Source organism: Bacillus sp. FSL W8-0629 (assembly GCF_038593225.1).
Taxonomy (GTDB): domain Bacteria; phylum Bacillota; class Bacilli; order Bacillales; family Bacillaceae; genus Bacillus; species Bacillus altitudinis.
Window position 1 is genome coordinate 2,318,390 of record NZ_CP151975.1, and the last position, 16,336, is coordinate 2,334,725.

The following is a 16,336-nucleotide window of genomic DNA, read 5'->3' on the forward strand; positions in this document are numbered from 1 at the left end:
CACATAAATACGATTGTATCATTTTAAATTGATCTTTTTCAATTCCTTTTCATCGTTGAAAAGAAAAAAGTCAAAGCCAAGAGATCCTGACTTTGACTTTCTGACGAGTACGTTTCAGCAGTCTTTTTCAAAAGTAAAGGTGATTATTTTTTCTCTTGATCGTCGTTTACTTCTTCGTATTCTGCATCCACTACATTGTCATCTGCTTTTTGAGCACCTTCAGCGCCTTCTTGCTGAGCTTGTGCTTGTTTTGCAGCTTCTTCATAGAGCTTTGTCGTTAGTTCTTGAACGATTGTTTGCAGCTCATCTTTTTTCGCTTTGATGTCTTCAAGCTCGCCTTTTTCGATCGCAGCTTTTAGTGCATCTTTCGCGTCGTTTGCTTTTTTCACTTGCTCTTCATCGATTTTGCCTTCAAGATCTTTTAATGTTTTTTCTGTTGTAAACACTAATTGATCTGCTTCATTGCGCACTTCGATTTCTTCTTTTTTCTTTGCATCTGCTTCAGCATTTTCTTCTGCTTCTTTGACCATTTTTTCGATCTCATCATCAGAAAGACCTGAAGAAGATTTGATTGTGATGTTTTGTTCTTTTCCAGTACCCATATCTTTCGCACGTACGTTTACGATACCGTTTTTATCGATATCAAAAGATACTTCGATTTGTGGTACACCGCGTGGTGCTGGTGGAATGTCAGTCAATTGGAAACGACCTAATGTCTTGTTGTCTGCTGCCATTGGACGCTCACCTTGTAAGACGTGAATGTCTACAGCAGTTTGGTTGTCAGCAGCCGTTGAGAATACTTGAGATTTACTTGTTGGAATTGTTGTATTACGTTCAATCAGCTTTGTGAATACGCCGCCCATTGTTTCAATTCCTAAAGAAAGTGGTGTGACGTCAAGAAGAACAACGTCTTTGACATCTCCCGTGATAACTCCACCTTGAATTGCCGCACCAAGTGCAACCACTTCATCAGGGTTTACGCCTTTATGAGGCTCTTTACCTGTTTCTTTTTTGATTGCTTCTTGTACTGCAGGAATACGAGTTGATCCACCAACAAGGATAACTTTATCAATCTCGCTAGCAGATAGACCAGCATCTTTCAGTGATTGACGTACAGGTGTCATTGTACGCTCTACAAGGTCTGCAGAAAGCTCTTCGAATTTAGCACGCGTTAGCGTTAATTCTAGGTGAAGAGGACCTGCATCTCCAGCTGTGATAAATGGCAGTGAGATTTGTGTAGAAGATACACCAGAAAGATCTTTTTTCGCTTTTTCAGCAGCATCTTTTAAACGCTGAAGCGCCATTTTATCTTTAGAAAGATCAATGCCGTTTTCTTTTTTGAACTCAGCCACTAGATGATCGATGATGACTTGGTCAAAATCGTCTCCACCTAGACGGTTGTCCCCAGCAGTTGAGCGTACTTCAAAGACGCCGTCTCCAAGCTCAAGGACTGATACGTCAAATGTACCGCCACCAAGGTCATATACAAGGATCGTTTGATCTTCATCTGTTTTATCTAAACCATAAGCAAGTGCAGCTGCTGTTGGTTCGTTGATGATACGTTCTACTTCAAGACCAGCAATTTTACCAGCATCTTTTGTTGCTTGGCGCTCTGCATCGTTGAAGTAAGCAGGAACTGTAATAACCGCTTTTGTTACTTCTTCGCCAAGATAAGCTTCAGCGTAAGATTTAAGGTGTTGAAGGATGATTGCAGAGATTTCCTGCGGCGTGTAGTTCTTGCCCTCAACTTCTACTTTATAATCTGTACCCATATGTCTTTTAACAGACATGATGGTGTTTGGGTTTGTAATTGATTGACGTTTTGCTACTTCACCTACTTGGCGCTCTCCATTTTTAAAAGCGACAACAGATGGTGTTGTACGTGCTCCTTCAGCGTTTGCAATAACTTTTGGCTCGCCGCCTTCGAGTACTGCAACACATGAGTTTGTTGTTCCTAAGTCAATACCAATGATTTTACTCATATTCGATGACCTCCCATTATGTAGTTATTGATTTACTTTTACCATTGATGGACGAATAACTCGGTCTTTGAGTTTATAGCCCTTTTGCAATTCTTCTACAACGATGTTTGAATCGTAGCTTTCATCTTCAACTTGCATGACGGCTTGGTGAAGGTTTGGATCGAACTCTTTGCCGACAGCTTCAATTGGTTCAACGCCTTCATTTTTCAACGCTTCTACCAGCTGGCGGTAAACCATTTGCATACCTTCTAACAAACTTTTCGTCTGCTCATTGTCTGGATCGATTCCAAGCGCTCTTTCAAAGTTGTCGAGAGCTGGGAGAAGGTCGCTGACAACATGTTGAGAACGATATTTTTGCACGGTCTCCACTTCAGTTCGAGCACGGCGTTTATAGTTTTCAAAATCTGCTTGAACACGCAGAATTTTGTTTTCTTTTTCATCTAGAAGCTGCTGCAATTCATCAATCTTCTCTTGGAAGGCAGACTGTTCATCGTGCTTTACTTCCTCAGTTTCTGCTTGAACTGCTTCTTCTTGTGCTTCAACCTCTGCTGCTTGCTCAGGTGTCTGTTTTTCTTCTGACATTGTGTTCACCTCCCTCAAAAGATTCAATTATACGAAGGGGCTGTGCCCCCACCTTTTATCACCCTACTCATCATACAAATTGGAAAGTGCGTTTGACAAGTCTTTTGATACATGATGCAAAAGACTAACGACTCGCCCGTAATCCATACGGGTTGGACCAATGACAGCGATGGAGCCGAGTGATTTTTGATCAATCGCATAAGTTGCTGTGATTAAACTGCAGTTCTCCATTGCTTCCAAATTGTTTTCTGAACCGATTTTAATGGTGATTCCTTGCTGATTTGGATGAAACAGCTGCATGACATCGTTCTTTTGTTCAATCAGCATCATGAGTGAACGAATGCGGTCAATGTCATGAAACTCTGGCTGGTTCAACATATTAATCTTCCCGCCAAAGAAAAGTTTTGATTCATTTTGTGTTGAAGTGAATGTGTTACCAAGTGCATCTAAAATATGATCATAGTCTTTTAAATGCGTGCGAAGGAGCATCACTACTTCTTTATACATCCTGTCCTTCAGCTGATCCATCGGGACTCCGGCTAAGCGGCTGTTTAAAATATTCATCAGCTTCTCAATATCGGAGACATCAAGATGCTCAGAGAAGGTAATGGTTTTGTTTTCAACATGCCCGCTGTCTGTAATCATAATCGCTACTGCTTTATTAGGCTGGACAGGGACAAGCTGAATTTGCTTCAATCGATTTTCACTTAGCTTTGGACCAAGGACAATCGATGTGTAGTTTGTGAGATCTGATAAAATTTCCGCCGATTTTTGAACTGTTTTTTCCAGCTCAAAAATTTTCTCCTGAAATACTGACTGGATGAGCACAAGCTCTTTAGATGACAGTTTTCGCGGAGAGAGCAAATGATCTACATAATAACGATATCCTTTTTCGGAAGGAATTCTTCCTGATGAAGAATGGGTCTTTTCAATAAAACCGAGTTCCTCCAAATCAGCCATTTCGTTTCTAATCGTCGCAGAGCTGAATGTAATGTCTTCTTTTTTGGAAAGAGTCCTTGATCCAACTGGCTGCGCCGAACGAATAAAGTCATTAATAATGACTTGTAGAATCAAAAGCTGACGATTTGTTAACATCATCATCACCCCTGTTAGCACTCTCTTTCAACGAGTGCTAATTGTATAAACAAAATTACCAAACTCAAATTAAAATGTCAATTATAACTCACCGAGAAACGCTTGAAATACTTCATTCCCTAACAATTTTCCTTTTCTTGTTAAACGAATGCCAATCTCATCCTGTTCAATGAGACCTTTTTCTGCTAATTCTTCAAGAACGGCGGGAAAGAGTGCTTCTGGTGATGCTCCAAATTTCGCTTGAAAATGAGCACTTTTCACGCCTTCAATTTTCCGCAAACCTAAGAACATTTCTTCTTCGATCTGTTCTGCTTTTGTCACCTGATGCGTTTCCTTATATGGAAACCCTGTTTGTTCAATGAGCTCTAAGTAATGCTTCACTGGTCCAGCGTTCACATTGCGGACGCCATCTACATACCCGTGCGCTCCTGCGCCAAAACCAAAGTAATCTTCGTTGCTCCAATAGGTGAGGTTATGCTGGCTTTCAAAACCTGGTTTGGCGTAATTGCTAATCTCATATTGTTTGAGTCCGTGCCGCTCCATTTCATCCATGACGAGCTCATACATTTCAGCCTCACGTTCTTGCGGTGGTAAATGCAGTTTCCCTTTTTGCATCAAATTGTAAAAGACCGTCTTTGGCTCGACAATCAACGAATAAACCGAATAATGTTCTGCACCTAATGAAAAAGCGGTCTCTAGTGAATGCATGACATGATGCTTCTCTTGATGAGGCAAACCAAACATAAGATCAAGACTAATGTTGTCAAACCCAACTGCTCTTGCTCGCTCGAAAGATGTGAGAACATCTTTCTTTTGATGAACCCGTCCGATTTTTTTGAGCAGGTCATCTTCAAATGTTTGAACACCAAAGCTCAGCCGATTAACGCCTGCTGATTTTAAGACATTCAATTTCTCAAGCGATAGTTCGTCTGGGTTTGCTTCTACTGCAAACTCGATTAAGTTTTTGGTTGGTTTTAATACGCGGTGAATGCTGTCCATAAGCTGATCTAACTGGCTGGTTGTCAGTGATGTCGGGGTTCCCCCGCCAATAAAGATCGTCTTTAGTTCTTGCTCCCCTTTTTGATCGATCGTGTGCTGCATTTCTTTTTCAAGAGCGGCTAAGTATTCATCGACCGGCTGGGTTTTAATGAAAAATTTATTAAAATCACAATAGTGACAAATGTGCTCACAAAATGGAATGTGAATGTATGCTGCTTTCATTTGTTGACACCTTCTTTACAGGTAAAGAGCCGCAGTTTATCGCTGCGGCCTCTTCGTTTGTTTTCGACTATAAACCGTCAAGGCGAGCATTGTAAAGCAGGTTGCCTTGAGGATGTTATTTTTTCGGTGTGCTGTCGTCCATTTTCAGCACAGCCATAAATGCTTCTTGTGGGACTTCTACAGAACCCACTTGCTTCATGCGCTTTTTCCCTTCTTTTTGCTTCTCAAGAAGCTTTCTTTTCCGGGAAATATCTCCACCATAACACTTCGCTAGTACGTTCTTGCGCATTGCTTTAATGGTAGACCGAGCAACAATCTTTTGACCGATCGCTGCCTGAACTGGTACTTCAAAGTGCTGGCGCGGAATCAGTTCTTTCAGCTTTTCTACAATGATCTTTCCGCGTTCATATGCATAATCGCGGTGAACAATAAAGGAAAGCGCATCGATTTTTTCGCCATTGAGCATGATATCCATTTTCACTAGAGTGGATGGGCGATAGCCGATCAGCTCGTAATCAAAGGATGCATACCCTTTTGTATTGGACTTTAATTGATCAAAGAATTCGTATACGATCTCTGCCAGTGGAATTTCGTACACAATGCTCACGCGGTTTGCATCAAGATATTGCATATCAATGAAATTGCCGCGCTTTCCTTGGCAAAGCTCCATCACAGAACCAACATAATCATTTGGCACCATCATTGTTGCCTTCACGTATGGCTCTTCAATTCGCTCAATCTTTTGCGGATCAGGCAAATTGGACGGGTTATCTACAACGATTTTTTCTCCGTCTGTCATATACACATCGTAAATAACACTTGGCGCTGTCGTAATAAGGTCGATTTTAAATTCACGTTCAATCCGTTCTTGGATGATTTCCATATGAAGCATGCCAAGGAAGCCGCAGCGGAAACCGAAGCCCAGTGCTTGGGATGTCTCTGCCTCATATTGAAGTGAAGAATCGTTTAATTCAAGCTTTTCTAACGCTTCACGCAAATCGTTATATTTCGCTGTGTCAATTGGATAAAGGCCGCAGTACACCATTGGGTTCAGCTTTCTATATCCAGGTAGAGCTTCTTTCGCAGGGTTTACCGCACTTGTGATCGTATCCCCTACACGTGTATCGCCAACATTTTTAATAGCAGCTGTTAAATAGCCAACATCTCCAACAGTGAGTTCGTCTGTTGGCATTGCTTTCGGTGTAAATACGCCGACTTCAAGCACTTCAAATTCTTTGCCTGTCGCCATCATCTTGATTTTTTGACCCGGTTTGACGGTTCCTTCGACAATTCGTATGTAAGCAATGACGCCACGATACGCATCGTAGAGAGAATCAAAAATGAGGGCTTGAAGTGGTGCTTCTGGATCTCCAGCTGGTGCCGGCACCTTTTCGACGATTTGTTCTAAAATATCCTCGATCCCGATGCCCGCCTTAGCAGAGGTAAGAACAGCTTCAGATGCATCCAACCCGATGACATCTTCAATTTCTTGTCTTACACGTTCAGGTTCTGCACTCGGCAGATCAATTTTGTTAATGATCGGCAGGATTTCTAAGTTGTTATCAAGAGCTAAATAAACGTTCGCAAGTGTCTGTGCTTCAATGCCTTGTGCTGCATCCACCACAAGAATTGCACCTTCACAGGCAGCTAGGCTTCGAGATACCTCATAGGTGAAGTCGACATGCCCTGGTGTATCAATCAGGTGCATAATATATTCTTCTCCATCCTTCGCCTGATATTTCAGCTGGACAGAGTTTAATTTGATCGTAATGCCGCGTTCACGCTCTAAGTCCATGGAATCAAGTAATTGTTCTTTCATTTCTCGTTGCGTAATCGCCGCTGTTTTTTCCAAAATACGGTCAGCCAATGTGGATTTCCCATGGTCAATATGGGCGATAATGGAGAAATTTCGAATTCTTGATTGCCGTTCTAATCGTTTTTCTTTATCTGTCACAATCTATCACTCCTACTATAAAACGCGGGTTGCGCTAGGTTAGATTATATCAATAGGGCTGTAAAGATTCAATCGAAATCAAGAAAAGCCGCTCATCGGTTAGCGGCTTTCACGAAAAGGTGTGATATCTTATGAAATAACATCCAACATGATGCTTACTACAGTTTATTTACCATTCACCCAATCATAAAGTGTACGGGCTGCATGCGTCATACCATCTGATAATGCTTTTCCAGCCTTAGAGAAGGCATTAAAGCTCTCCATTTCTTCTAGCTGCTTTTGTTTTTCTGCTAAGTCTTTTTGTGTGACAGCTGTTCCGAGGATAGAAGCTTCTTTTTCTTGATCATCATTCGTTTGGACAGTGAAGGCCCCTTTTAATTGCGGATCATGATACCCTTTCATTTGCAACATGCCATTATTGGCTTGCTGCATTCCTAAAAAGACACCGAATAGCAATACGAGCGATAAAATAATGGTTTTTCCGATAAATGAGCCCATGTCCTCCACCACCTTAAGACCGTTTTTTCTCATCCTTTGCTTTGCCGTCTACCTTTTCTGCGTCCCAGAAAATTTCACTGAACACATCAGCTGCTGCATTGGATGCGTTTTTCAGTTCTTCCATATTATTATCCACACCGCCAAATTCTAATAGGAGGGCTTTGTCAGATAAATCTTGATTATAGATTCCATTATCACCAATTTCTCCTTTGGCAAACACACCGACACTTAGTCCTTTATATTTTTTCTCCATCAAATGGTGGAACTCTGTCGCCAGCTTTAAGTTTTTCTCATAGCTTTGATTCTTCTTCCCTACAACAAACGCGATTCTCGCATATTTCTTGCCTTTGATTTCTACTGTCGTATCTTTCTTTCTTCTTGAATCCCGGTGAATATCGATTAAGTAATCTAGGTCATCATTTTTAGCGAGAGCTTCTTTTACAACCAATCTGGATTCATTATACGATTGTGGGTACTTCAACCCTTTTTTCAGCAGTCTTTTTTCAATTTCTGTTTTATCCACTGTGTTGCCGATTCCTTGCTGATCGAGCGCTTTACCAAACATCTCCCCGACAAGGGTGACGTTCACTTTTGAGTGGCGCGCATTGTTTGGGTTTGTTTCTCCTTTTAAAAATGGTAAATATGATTCCGTATTATGTGTGTGATAAATGTACACAGCTTTTCGTTTTCCTGTCGACTGGTCCGGCTCTTTTGCAGGCGTTTTCGGTTCATCTTCATCAAGCTTGTCCAGCTCAGCTAGATTTGCTTCTTTTTCATCTTTGATGACTTCACTTGGAGGCGGCGATTCCATTGGCATATTCGTATAGTCTGTACCTTCACCTGCTAGGATGATTTTTGTATCAAAATGTTCAAAGCCTGGCAGCTCTCTTCCTAGAAAACTGCGGGGGTCTTCTAAATTGATACTTGTGGCAAGTTTGAGTGACAGCCCAGAGAAATGAAATCCTTTTTGATCTTCAGGGACTGCTGAGGCAAAATATTGATTTTCCATCCCCATTAGAGTTGCAAAGAATGCCCCTGACAGCTCATCTGCCACACCATATAATGATGCTTGAGGCCTAAGCTCAGGTTTTAAAGACGTCAAAGCCCCTGACATGACAAACACAACCACCAGAGAGACAATAAATAAAAAAATACTCTTCACTACTTTTGTTCCATTAATCGCAACGACCAACTGTCGAGGACGGCGAGGTCTTTTTTTCATGATTTACTCCCTCCAGCACGCTTTCTAGTAATTACACTATGAGCGAGCTAGAGAAAGTAGAACTGATTAATGATTATAGGAACCCATGTTGTCTTGAGAGATTTTTTGATGAAGTGCTGTATTTAACCCATTGGCGAGTACGTTCGCCATGTCATCAATGAATGTATCCACTTCCTTCGGTGTGACCATTAGATTTTGTCCAAGCGGTGCAAGCACTTCATGGATCAACTGTCTTTTTTCTTCTTCAGGAAGCGTTCCAACGATTCCTAAAAAGGATTGACGCATTTCATCATCTGGCAAATCTTCTTCATTCAGCACTTTTTTCTTCCCAAATGTCAGACCCGCTGGTACTAAAGATCGGGAAGGTCTATCATCTTTCAGTTCTCTACCAAAATGCTTTAACACGTAATCAATCGTGTCACTTGCGATCGTCACTGCATCGACCACTGTCGGTACACCAATGGCAATGACTGGAATCCCCAAGGTCTCTTTGCTTAATTCTTTTCGTTTATTTCCGACACCCGATCCTGGATGTATACCTGTATCAGAAATTTGAATCGTTGTATTCACCCGTTCTACTGCACGTGCAGCTAGTGCATCGATGGCGATCACAAAATCTGGTTTAGATCGTTCAATGACACCTTGTATAATGTCACTTGTTTCTATACCAGTCAGTCCCATGACTCCAGGCGATAATGAAGACACTGGGCGATAGCCTTCCTGCACATTCTCAGGCTGTAATTCAAATAAATGGCGTGTCACCAGCAAATTCTCAACTGTGAGCGGCCCTAATGCATCCGGCGTGACATTCCAGTTTCCGAGTCCTACGACAAGACAGCTCGCATCTGCCTGAATGCCGTGATCTTTTAAAAACTGAGCAAAATGATGGGCAAAAACTTCAACCACTTTTTCTTGCATCTCAGAGTCTTTCTCCCGAATTCCTTGCGCCTCAAGCGTCAAGTATGTCCCTGCCTTTTTTCCGGTCAACTCTTCTCCTTCTGTCGTAATCTCCACAGTGCGGATGCGGATGCCGTGCTCTTCCTTCTCCTTCTCAACAATTCCTTGAATACCGTCCTTTTTGACCACATTCGGATCGTTCTCTTGTTCTAGTATCTCTTTTGTTTCAACGGCCAAATCGGTCCGGATTTGATAAGCGCTTAAATCGAGTTTCTGTTTCTTCATGAAAAGGCTCCTTCCATCAAGTAATTAACAGTAGTCTTTCCATCTCTTTCAAGAAACATTCGAGCGCTTCATCAATGAAAAATACTTTACATTTATATTGCATTCTAAAGGTGTGTTTGATAGAATACAATTTGTTCTATTGTGAAGATTTAACCTTAAGACAATTGTGTTTAGGTTGTATCTTAGGAGGTGAAACACATGCCAAATATTAAATCAGCGATCAAACGTACAAAAACGAATAACGAACGCCGTGCACACAACGCAACAATCAAGTCTGCGATGCGTACTGCGATTAAACAAGTTGAAGTTTCTGTAGCTAACAACGATGCTGAGCAAGCAAAAGCTGCTCTTTCTTCTGCTGCAAAACGCATTGACAAAGCCGTTAAAACTGGTCTTGTACACAAAAACGCAGCTGCGCGTTACAAATCAAGACTTGCGAAACAAGTAAACGGACTTTCTGCATAATGTTTGCAACGCCTCAGTGATGAGGCACCTGTTTAACTGTACGTCCGTCCTGAACGGCTCAGCCATAAGGACAGACTGGCAATTATACATCTAAACAAAAACGACCCTCTTTTGAGAAGGTCGTTTTTTTTATGTTCAAGCCCCTAATAACCGAAGCAGGAACAATTCTAATAATAGCTGCTTGTCCTTTTTACCCGTTTTCATTTCATAATCAATCGTGGAGAGCTCTTTGACGATGTACTTTAGCTCTTCTTCTGAAAACAGTCTTGCCTGATCCATCGCGAGTTTGACCCGAAATGGGTGGACTTTCAAGTTTGACGCAATTTGTTTTTGCCCGTATCCCTGCTGAGCAAAGTACTTTGTCTGCAATATCAACCGAAATTGATTTGAAATGAGTGCCAATATTTTAATGGGCTCCTCATTTTGCTTTAGGAGATCATAAAACATTTGCATCGCTTCAGACCGGCGCCTGTTCACGATTTGGTTAATCAGTTCGAAAATATTCTGCTCCAAACTTCGTGCAACGAGCTGATTGACATCCGCCAGCTCAATTTCCTCTCGCTGCCCAATATATGTACTTAGCTTTCGAACCTCTTGAAAAAGTGAGGACAGGCTCCCGGCACATAACATGACAAGCTGTTCTGCTGCTTCAGCCGAGATTGTTTTTCCTTCTGTTTTCACTAATGTAATGGTGAAATCTGTTGTTTCTTTCGGATTTAACTCTTTCGCCTCAACCACAGCCGCTTTCTTTTTTAACAATTTGGTGATTTTCTTACGTTCGTCCAGTTTTTCATATGGTGCTAATAACACGAGAATCGTGTAGGGTGCTGGCTTTTCTAAATAAGCTTCTAACACAGAAAGCTGATGCTCGATCTTTTCTTTTTTCTTTTCTGCAGTGAGGAAATAAGGGTTTTTGATCACAACGAGACGCCGCTCTCCCATAAACGGAAATGTTTCTGCGTCCGTCACAGCCTGCTCAAGCGGCACCTCTTCCATATCGAAGACAGAGTAATTAAAATCCTTTGTTTCTTCGTCGACGACAGCTTGTCTCAATTTTGCAGCTGTCTCTTGAAGTAAATACGTTTCTTTTCCATATAAGCAATAAACGGGATGGATATCCCCTTTTTTTAAATTGTTCCATACTTCAAAGACCATTCGCTTAAATCCCTCTCTTTCACTTCCTCCTCTATCCTAAAGCGTGTAGAGACATTAGTAAAGAGGAAGCTGAAAGTGCCGCCTCCTCATTTATAGTAAACGTCTCACGTAAGCTCCCGGGTCAGCTTACAGTCAGACGATATTCACAAAATGATCATGAAAATGGAAAACGGTTACTTTACCTTCTAGCAATTCCAAATGAGTTCAAGTATACTAAAAATAGCCAGGAGGGATGAAAATGAATGAATTTGAAAAGAATGTTCAAAGCAAGCGGAATGATGTGACCGACTCAGCTGTTGGTTTTATCGTCACATTCGGATTTTTCGCCTCAATGTTTATTTTGGCAACAGTGATACACCTCGTTGGATCTTAACTACATGAATGCAAGATGACTGCCGTTTTGGCAGTTTTTTTATTGATTTTGTAAGATATCATATGGAGGATGAGCGTAAAATGTTCCATCCTCTTCAAGAAATTCATAGGTCACACTTCCATCGATATCTGTACGATACACCTTTGTTTGATACTCATTTAATTTTTTCAAAACTTCTTGATGAGGATGGTGATACCGATTTCGTTCACCTGCTGAAATCAGTGCATATGACGGGTTCAAATGCTGAAGCCATTCTTCACTTGTTGATCCTTTACTCCCGTGATGTCCAACCTTCATGACATCCACTCGTAGTTTGGGGTAAGCTTGAATGATGTCTCGTTCCCCTTCTTGTTCAAGATCCCCAGTCAGCATAAAACGCTTGCCGCCAAGCGTAAAGGTGAGGACCAGTGAATCATTATTTTTACTCGTCACCTGGTCACGTGCGGGATGCAGAACGTCAAATTTTTGTCCTCCAATTCTCAGCTGATCCCCTCTTTCCAACTCATCTACAGGAATCCTTTGATCAGCCGCTTCCTTTAAGAGCTGCGCATCCTCTGGATTTCGAGCAAAGCCTTTTGGGATTGCAAGGCGCTTGACTTTATTTCGCTTTATTAACCGCATCGCTTCTCCCATATGATCTTGATCTGCATGGGTAAGGATGAGGACATCAAGTTTTGCTATGCCTTTAGAATGCAGAAATGGAATAAGCGTTTGATCCCCAATTGTAGATACTTTACGTCTTTTTTTCCATGGCTCTTCTTCAAAAGAAAGTCTGCCTCCTGTATCGACTAATATATGCCCGGTTCGATAAGGTAGCTGAATAAACAAACTATCCCCTTGTCCTACATCTAACATCGTGACCTCTCCTTTTTGAAGAAAATTCGGCGTGAAATAGTGTACAGCCAGCACACAAACGAGAATCAAAATCGGCACAAGATAAGATTTGATAGAAGTTTTACATTCCATCACAACGAATAGAAAAACAATGGAGGAAACCTCTAGGAGCACATGCCACCATGTCGATTTCATAAAAATGAGAGTAAGACTATCGTAAGCAGCCATATGTGCAGACAATTGATGACTAAACTGGATCACCCAATCAAGCAGCTGAAACAGTGTTTGTCCAAGCGGAAGATAAATGATAGATAAAAGAAAAAAGAATAAGGACAGAGGCATGACAACCATTGTATAAAAAGGAACAAACATCATATTTAAAGGAACACTCAGCAAGGAAAATTGTTGAAAATAATATAAAAGAACAGGAAGCGAAGCAAGCTGTGCAATCAAGGAAATGAGGAATAACTGCATCACCGAACTTTTTGCTTTTGATAAAATACTAGTGGATAGCAAAATAAATAAGGTCACCACAAATGACAGTTGAAAACCGACATCAAATATATAAAGTGGTTGAATGGCTAATAAAAGCAAGAACGCTGCACTTAACACGACCGCAGAAGGCTGTTTCATTTCTTTTGGCAGGCTTGTGATGACTAAATAAATTCCAGCCATGAGACAGGCTCTTAACACAGACGGTGCAGCACCTGTTAAACAAGCATAAACCGGCAAAAAGGATAATAAAAGAATACGCGCTGTCTCTCTTGTCACGCCAGCGCGGAGTAGACACCAAAATAGACAAGCGAGCAATGTTTGAACATGAAGTCCTGAAATGGCTAATAAATGAATGATGCCAAGCATTTGATAATCTCTTAATGTATCAGGGTCTATTAAATCACGATCGCCAAAAATAAGTGCCTGCACAATCCCAACAGAACTCTTCGGAACGTGATCTTCTAGAAATTTCAACCCCTTCTGCCTAATAGATGAAAGGTAATGTGAAGGGCTGTCATGTTTCGTGCAGCTTTTCATAGACTGCGTTAGGAAAATAGCATCAATGCCTTTTGTTTTTAGAAATTGATCATATTGAAAGCCATTCGGTATGGTTGCATGTTTGGGCAACCGCATCTCACCTGTCATATGACAGCTCATACCTGGCCCAACATCTTTTAGCGCTTCTTTTTCACGCTCCGTTTGAATCGTATAAAATGCCGCTAGTCGACGATTCTCTGATGAAACAGTCGCTGAAAAGCGATTGCCATCTATTTTCGGAATCGTTTCAATCACAACCGAATCAGAAAATGCTTTTTCTTGTACAGGATGATCCGTTTCAAAAGACTGATGCACCATAAAAATGAGCATATAGATCATTCCACACAAACTGACCATTAGAAAGAGCTGGGGTGTTTTTTTCAGCAGACTGAAAAGAAGACATACAAGAAGAAAAAGGAGAAAATACAAATGAAGATGATATGCGGCCAGAGCAATTCCAACAGCTGCTGAAATCGCCCCGAACGGCAAATACTTAAACATAGGAAGTAAATAATTGATTCGCCTTTTCATGCATTTGACGAATTTCTGTTTCGCTACATCCTGATTCACTTAGTTTGCCTATTAAATCCGCAACAAAGGCTAATTTTTCTTGGTTTTTTAAGTCAATAATCATCTCATCTAGTTCAACCTGTTCTGTTTGAACTCCGGCCTGTTCAAATAAATCAACAGCATATGGGTGATTTTTATAATCCTTCGCATAATACACTGTTCGAATACCTGCTTGAATAATCGCTTTACAGCACTGCAAGCAAGGAAAATGCGTCACATATATTTCAGCATCAGCCGTTGGTGCACCAAATTTGGCACATTGTAAAATAGCGTTCATCTCCGCATGGATTGTACGAACGCAGTGATGATCTATCACATAGCATCCTACATCTGCACAATGTACGTCGCCGGCAATGGATCCATTATATCCACCTGCAATGATGCGCTTGTCTCTTACAATCGTTGCCCCAACAGCTAGCCGCTCACAGGTGCTTCGCAAAGCAAGCAAATGGCTTTGAGCCATAAAATATTGATTCCATGAAATTCTCTCCACGAGCTGATCCCTCCAGAATGATGTATGGTATTAAGTGTACATGCCTTTCTTCTATACCGTCAATTCTACTTAACCGTCAGTTGATTTTTCAGCCGTTCAATGGTCTTCTCTCCAAAACCCGAAATATTCCGCAAATCTTCAATTTGCTGAAATTCTCCATGTTCTTCTCTATACGCAATGATGGCTTCCGCTTTGGCTGGGCCTATTCCGTTAATGGTCTGCAATTCCGCTGCATCAGCTTGATTGACATTCACCCCTTGACTCTGTTCATTTCCGGGCGGCGTATCAACCGCTGCTGTTTGTCCCTGCTTGTCACCTTCCCCCTTCTTTCGTACATAAATCATCATACTGTCCTCTAATTTTGCTGCTTGATTGATGTCAACTGTATCTGCCTTGCTCGTAAAACCACCTGCTCTTTTAATCGCTTCTTCAACTCTGTCCTCAGCCATAAATGCATAAACGCCCGGCTTCCGTACAGCTCCTTTGACCTCTACTACGATGGATGTTGGCTCTTTTTCTGCACTCTCTTGTTTTTCTTCTAATGTGACCCGCGTTTCATGTTGTTCTTTCAATACACTTGGCTCGGCGCTGCCTTTCTCTTTTCCTACTAAAAAGCAGAAACAGATGATGATAAGGATGATGATTCCCGCTATCAGATAAAGACGGTATTTTTTCAACGAATTGAGCTGCTTCACTTGTTCACGCTTCTTTCAATCATATTTTCACGCTGCTTCACATACTGTTTAGAAGATAACAGATCCTATGCGTCTAAGGAGGGAGAACGTTTGAATATAGGGTTAATCGGTACAGGAAACATGGGTACCATACTTACTGAGGCATTTATTGAATCAAAAGCAGTCAATCCCTCATCCATCACCATTACAAATCGGACCATCGAAAAAGCGTTCAATATAAAAAAGAATCACCCAGAGGTCGAAGTGACGAAACAGCTTTCAGGAGCTGTAACAGATAAAGATTTCATCTTTGTTTGTGTCAAACCACTTGATATTTATCCGCTTTTAAAAGAGCTGAGCCCACTTTTAAAAGAACAGCAAACCATTGTCATCATTACAAGTCCGGTTCATCCTGAACAGCTTCAAGACATTGTTCCTTGTCAAACAGCCAGACTGATCCCAAGCATCACCAACCGCGCATTATCAGGCGCATCACTTTTAACATTTGGTTCATCATGCAATGTCACGACAAAAGCAGCGCTCAGACAACTCGCTTCCCGCATTTCAACACCAATAGAAATTCATCATTCAATCACACGGGCAGCCTCAGATATTGTCAGCTGCGGTCCTGCCTTTATTAGCTTTCTTGTTCAGAAAATGATTGAAGCCGCTGTTGAAGAAACGGATATTTCAAAAGAAGAAGCCACCACCTTATCAGAAGATATGCTTGTAGGACTTGGCCGTTTGATTGAAAAAAGGGTGTATACCCTGCCTACACTGCAAGAGAAGGTGTGTGTAAAAGGCGGCGTCACCGGCGAGGGCATTAAAGCACTTGAAGCAGGTGTTCAAGATATGTTCCATCAGCTTTTTCAGAACACTCATGACAAGTTCGATGAGGATGTAGAAGCGGTTGCGCATCAATACCCACCGAGTGTGTTTACTGATGATCTCAGAAATTAAACATGTTCGCAACAAGCGAAAAAAGGGTTTTAAAAAAACCATCG

General features: G+C 41.5%; 15 protein-coding genes. 3 read left to right on the forward strand and 12 right to left on the reverse strand.

The genetic code is table 11. The annotated features are described in order from the left end of the window. Positions 1-143 precede the first annotated feature (143 nt). The 8 genes from dnaK to gpr all read right to left on the reverse strand — a co-directional run bounded on the left by dnaK (position 144) and on the right by gpr (position 9,736). Positions 144-1,982 carry a molecular chaperone DnaK gene (dnaK, locus tag NSQ17_RS11945; RefSeq protein ID WP_008342469.1) on the reverse strand — a complete coding sequence of 613 codons (1,839 nt, stop codon included), beginning with the start codon at positions 1,980-1,982 and terminating at the stop codon, positions 144-146. 24 nt (positions 1,983-2,006) lie between these two features. Next, positions 2,007-2,564 (reverse strand): nucleotide exchange factor GrpE, encoded by a 558-nt coding sequence (grpE, locus tag NSQ17_RS11950; RefSeq protein WP_096881636.1) that lies wholly within the window; start codon positions 2,562-2,564, stop codon positions 2,007-2,009. A gap of 63 nt (positions 2,565-2,627) precedes the next feature. Then, positions 2,628-3,659: a heat-inducible transcriptional repressor HrcA gene (hrcA, locus tag NSQ17_RS11955; protein WP_008342473.1), complete on the reverse strand. Its 1,032-nt coding sequence runs from the start codon at positions 3,657-3,659 to the stop codon at positions 2,628-2,630. Between the two features lie 81 nt (positions 3,660-3,740). Continuing rightward, a complete protein-coding gene (gene hemW / locus NSQ17_RS11960; protein WP_035702733.1) occupies positions 3,741-4,880 on the reverse strand; it encodes a radical SAM family heme chaperone HemW in 1,140 nt (379 codons plus the stop codon). 115 nt (positions 4,881-4,995) lie between these two features. After that, positions 4,996-6,834, reverse strand: a complete 1,839-nt coding sequence (lepA, locus tag NSQ17_RS11965) for a translation elongation factor 4 (RefSeq protein WP_008342476.1) — start codon at positions 6,832-6,834, stop codon at positions 4,996-4,998. A 165-nt stretch (positions 6,835-6,999) separates the two neighbouring features. Continuing rightward, positions 7,000-7,332: a YqxA family protein gene (locus NSQ17_RS11970; protein ID WP_017358024.1), complete on the reverse strand. Its 333-nt coding sequence runs from the start codon at positions 7,330-7,332 to the stop codon at positions 7,000-7,002. Between the two features lie 13 nt (positions 7,333-7,345). Beyond that, complete coding sequence (locus NSQ17_RS11975; protein ID WP_007501337.1) at positions 7,346-8,554, reverse strand: stage II sporulation protein P; 1,209 nt, start codon at positions 8,552-8,554, stop codon at positions 7,346-7,348. Positions 8,555-8,620: 66 nt separating this feature from the next. Then, entirely contained in the window at positions 8,621-9,736 is a 1,116-nt protein-coding gene (gene gpr / locus NSQ17_RS11980) for a GPR endopeptidase (RefSeq protein WP_326241883.1), read from the reverse strand. 198 nt (positions 9,737-9,934) lie between these two features. Here gpr and rpsT point away from each other — a divergent pair, with 198 nt between their 5' ends. After that, positions 9,935-10,201, forward strand: coding sequence for a 30S ribosomal protein S20 (rpsT, locus tag NSQ17_RS11985; RefSeq protein WP_008342485.1), 267 nt, complete (start codon positions 9,935-9,937; stop codon positions 10,199-10,201). Positions 10,202-10,336: 135 nt separating this feature from the next. Here the strand turns inward: rpsT and holA are convergent, their stop codons facing one another. Continuing rightward, positions 10,337-11,356 carry a DNA polymerase III subunit delta gene (gene holA, locus NSQ17_RS11990; RefSeq protein WP_039167230.1) on the reverse strand — a complete coding sequence of 340 codons (1,020 nt, stop codon included), beginning with the start codon at positions 11,354-11,356 and terminating at the stop codon, positions 10,337-10,339. Between the two features lie 238 nt (positions 11,357-11,594). Between holA and NSQ17_RS11995 the strand changes: the two genes are divergently transcribed. After that, positions 11,595-11,729, forward strand: coding sequence for a YqzM family protein (locus NSQ17_RS11995; protein WP_008342491.1), 135 nt, complete (start codon positions 11,595-11,597; stop codon positions 11,727-11,729). Positions 11,730-11,768: 39 nt separating this feature from the next. Here NSQ17_RS11995 and NSQ17_RS12000 read toward each other — a convergent pair whose 3' ends face one another. From NSQ17_RS12000 to NSQ17_RS12010, 3 genes are all read right to left on the reverse strand, one after another. Beyond that, positions 11,769-14,096, reverse strand: a complete 2,328-nt coding sequence (locus tag NSQ17_RS12000) for a DNA internalization-related competence protein ComEC/Rec2 (RefSeq protein WP_342468102.1) — start codon at positions 14,094-14,096, stop codon at positions 11,769-11,771. After that, complete coding sequence (locus NSQ17_RS12005) at positions 14,089-14,658, reverse strand: ComE operon protein 2 (protein ID WP_058336626.1); 570 nt, start codon at positions 14,656-14,658, stop codon at positions 14,089-14,091. Before NSQ17_RS12005 ends, NSQ17_RS12000 begins: the two co-directional genes overlap by 8 nt. A 65-nt stretch (positions 14,659-14,723) precedes the next feature. Beyond that, positions 14,724-15,353 carry a ComEA family DNA-binding protein gene (locus NSQ17_RS12010; protein WP_326242667.1) on the reverse strand — a complete coding sequence of 210 codons (630 nt, stop codon included), beginning with the start codon at positions 15,351-15,353 and terminating at the stop codon, positions 14,724-14,726. A 90-nt stretch (positions 15,354-15,443) separates the two neighbouring features. Between NSQ17_RS12010 and comER the strand changes: the two genes are divergently transcribed. Beyond that, entirely contained in the window at positions 15,444-16,292 is an 849-nt protein-coding gene (gene comER, locus NSQ17_RS12015; RefSeq protein WP_008342498.1) for a late competence protein ComER, read from the forward strand. Positions 16,293-16,336 lie beyond the last annotated feature (44 nt).

What these genes read in the sequence shown, in the direction of transcription:
- rpsT (WP_008342485.1), top strand. Translation starts at nt 9,935, where the DNA reads ATGCCAAATATTAAATCAGCGATCAAACGTACAAAAACGAATAACGAA.
- hemW (WP_035702733.1), bottom strand. Translation starts at nt 4,880, where the DNA reads ATGAAAGCAGCATACATTCACATTCCATTTTGTGAGCACATTTGTCAC.
- gpr (WP_326241883.1), bottom strand. Translation starts at nt 9,736, where the DNA reads ATGAAGAAACAGAAACTCGATTTAAGCGCTTATCAAATCCGGACCGAT.
- NSQ17_RS11975 (WP_007501337.1), bottom strand. Translation starts at nt 8,554, where the DNA reads ATGAAAAAAAGACCTCGCCGTCCTCGACAGTTGGTCGTTGCGATTAAT.
- NSQ17_RS11970 (WP_017358024.1), bottom strand. Translation starts at nt 7,332, where the DNA reads ATGGGCTCATTTATCGGAAAAACCATTATTTTATCGCTCGTATTGCTA.
- hrcA (WP_008342473.1), bottom strand. Translation starts at nt 3,659, where the DNA reads ATGTTAACAAATCGTCAGCTTTTGATTCTACAAGTCATTATTAATGAC.
- grpE (WP_096881636.1), bottom strand. Translation starts at nt 2,564, where the DNA reads ATGTCAGAAGAAAAACAGACACCTGAGCAAGCAGCAGAGGTTGAAGCA.
- holA (WP_039167230.1), bottom strand. Translation starts at nt 11,356, where the DNA reads ATGGTCTTTGAAGTATGGAACAATTTAAAAAAAGGGGATATCCATCCC.
- dnaK (WP_008342469.1), bottom strand. Translation starts at nt 1,982, where the DNA reads ATGAGTAAAATCATTGGTATTGACTTAGGAACAACAAACTCATGTGTT.
- NSQ17_RS12000 (WP_342468102.1), bottom strand. Translation starts at nt 14,096, where the DNA reads ATGTTTAAGTATTTGCCGTTCGGGGCGATTTCAGCAGCTGTTGGAATT.
- NSQ17_RS11995 (WP_008342491.1), top strand. Translation starts at nt 11,595, where the DNA reads ATGAATGAATTTGAAAAGAATGTTCAAAGCAAGCGGAATGATGTGACC.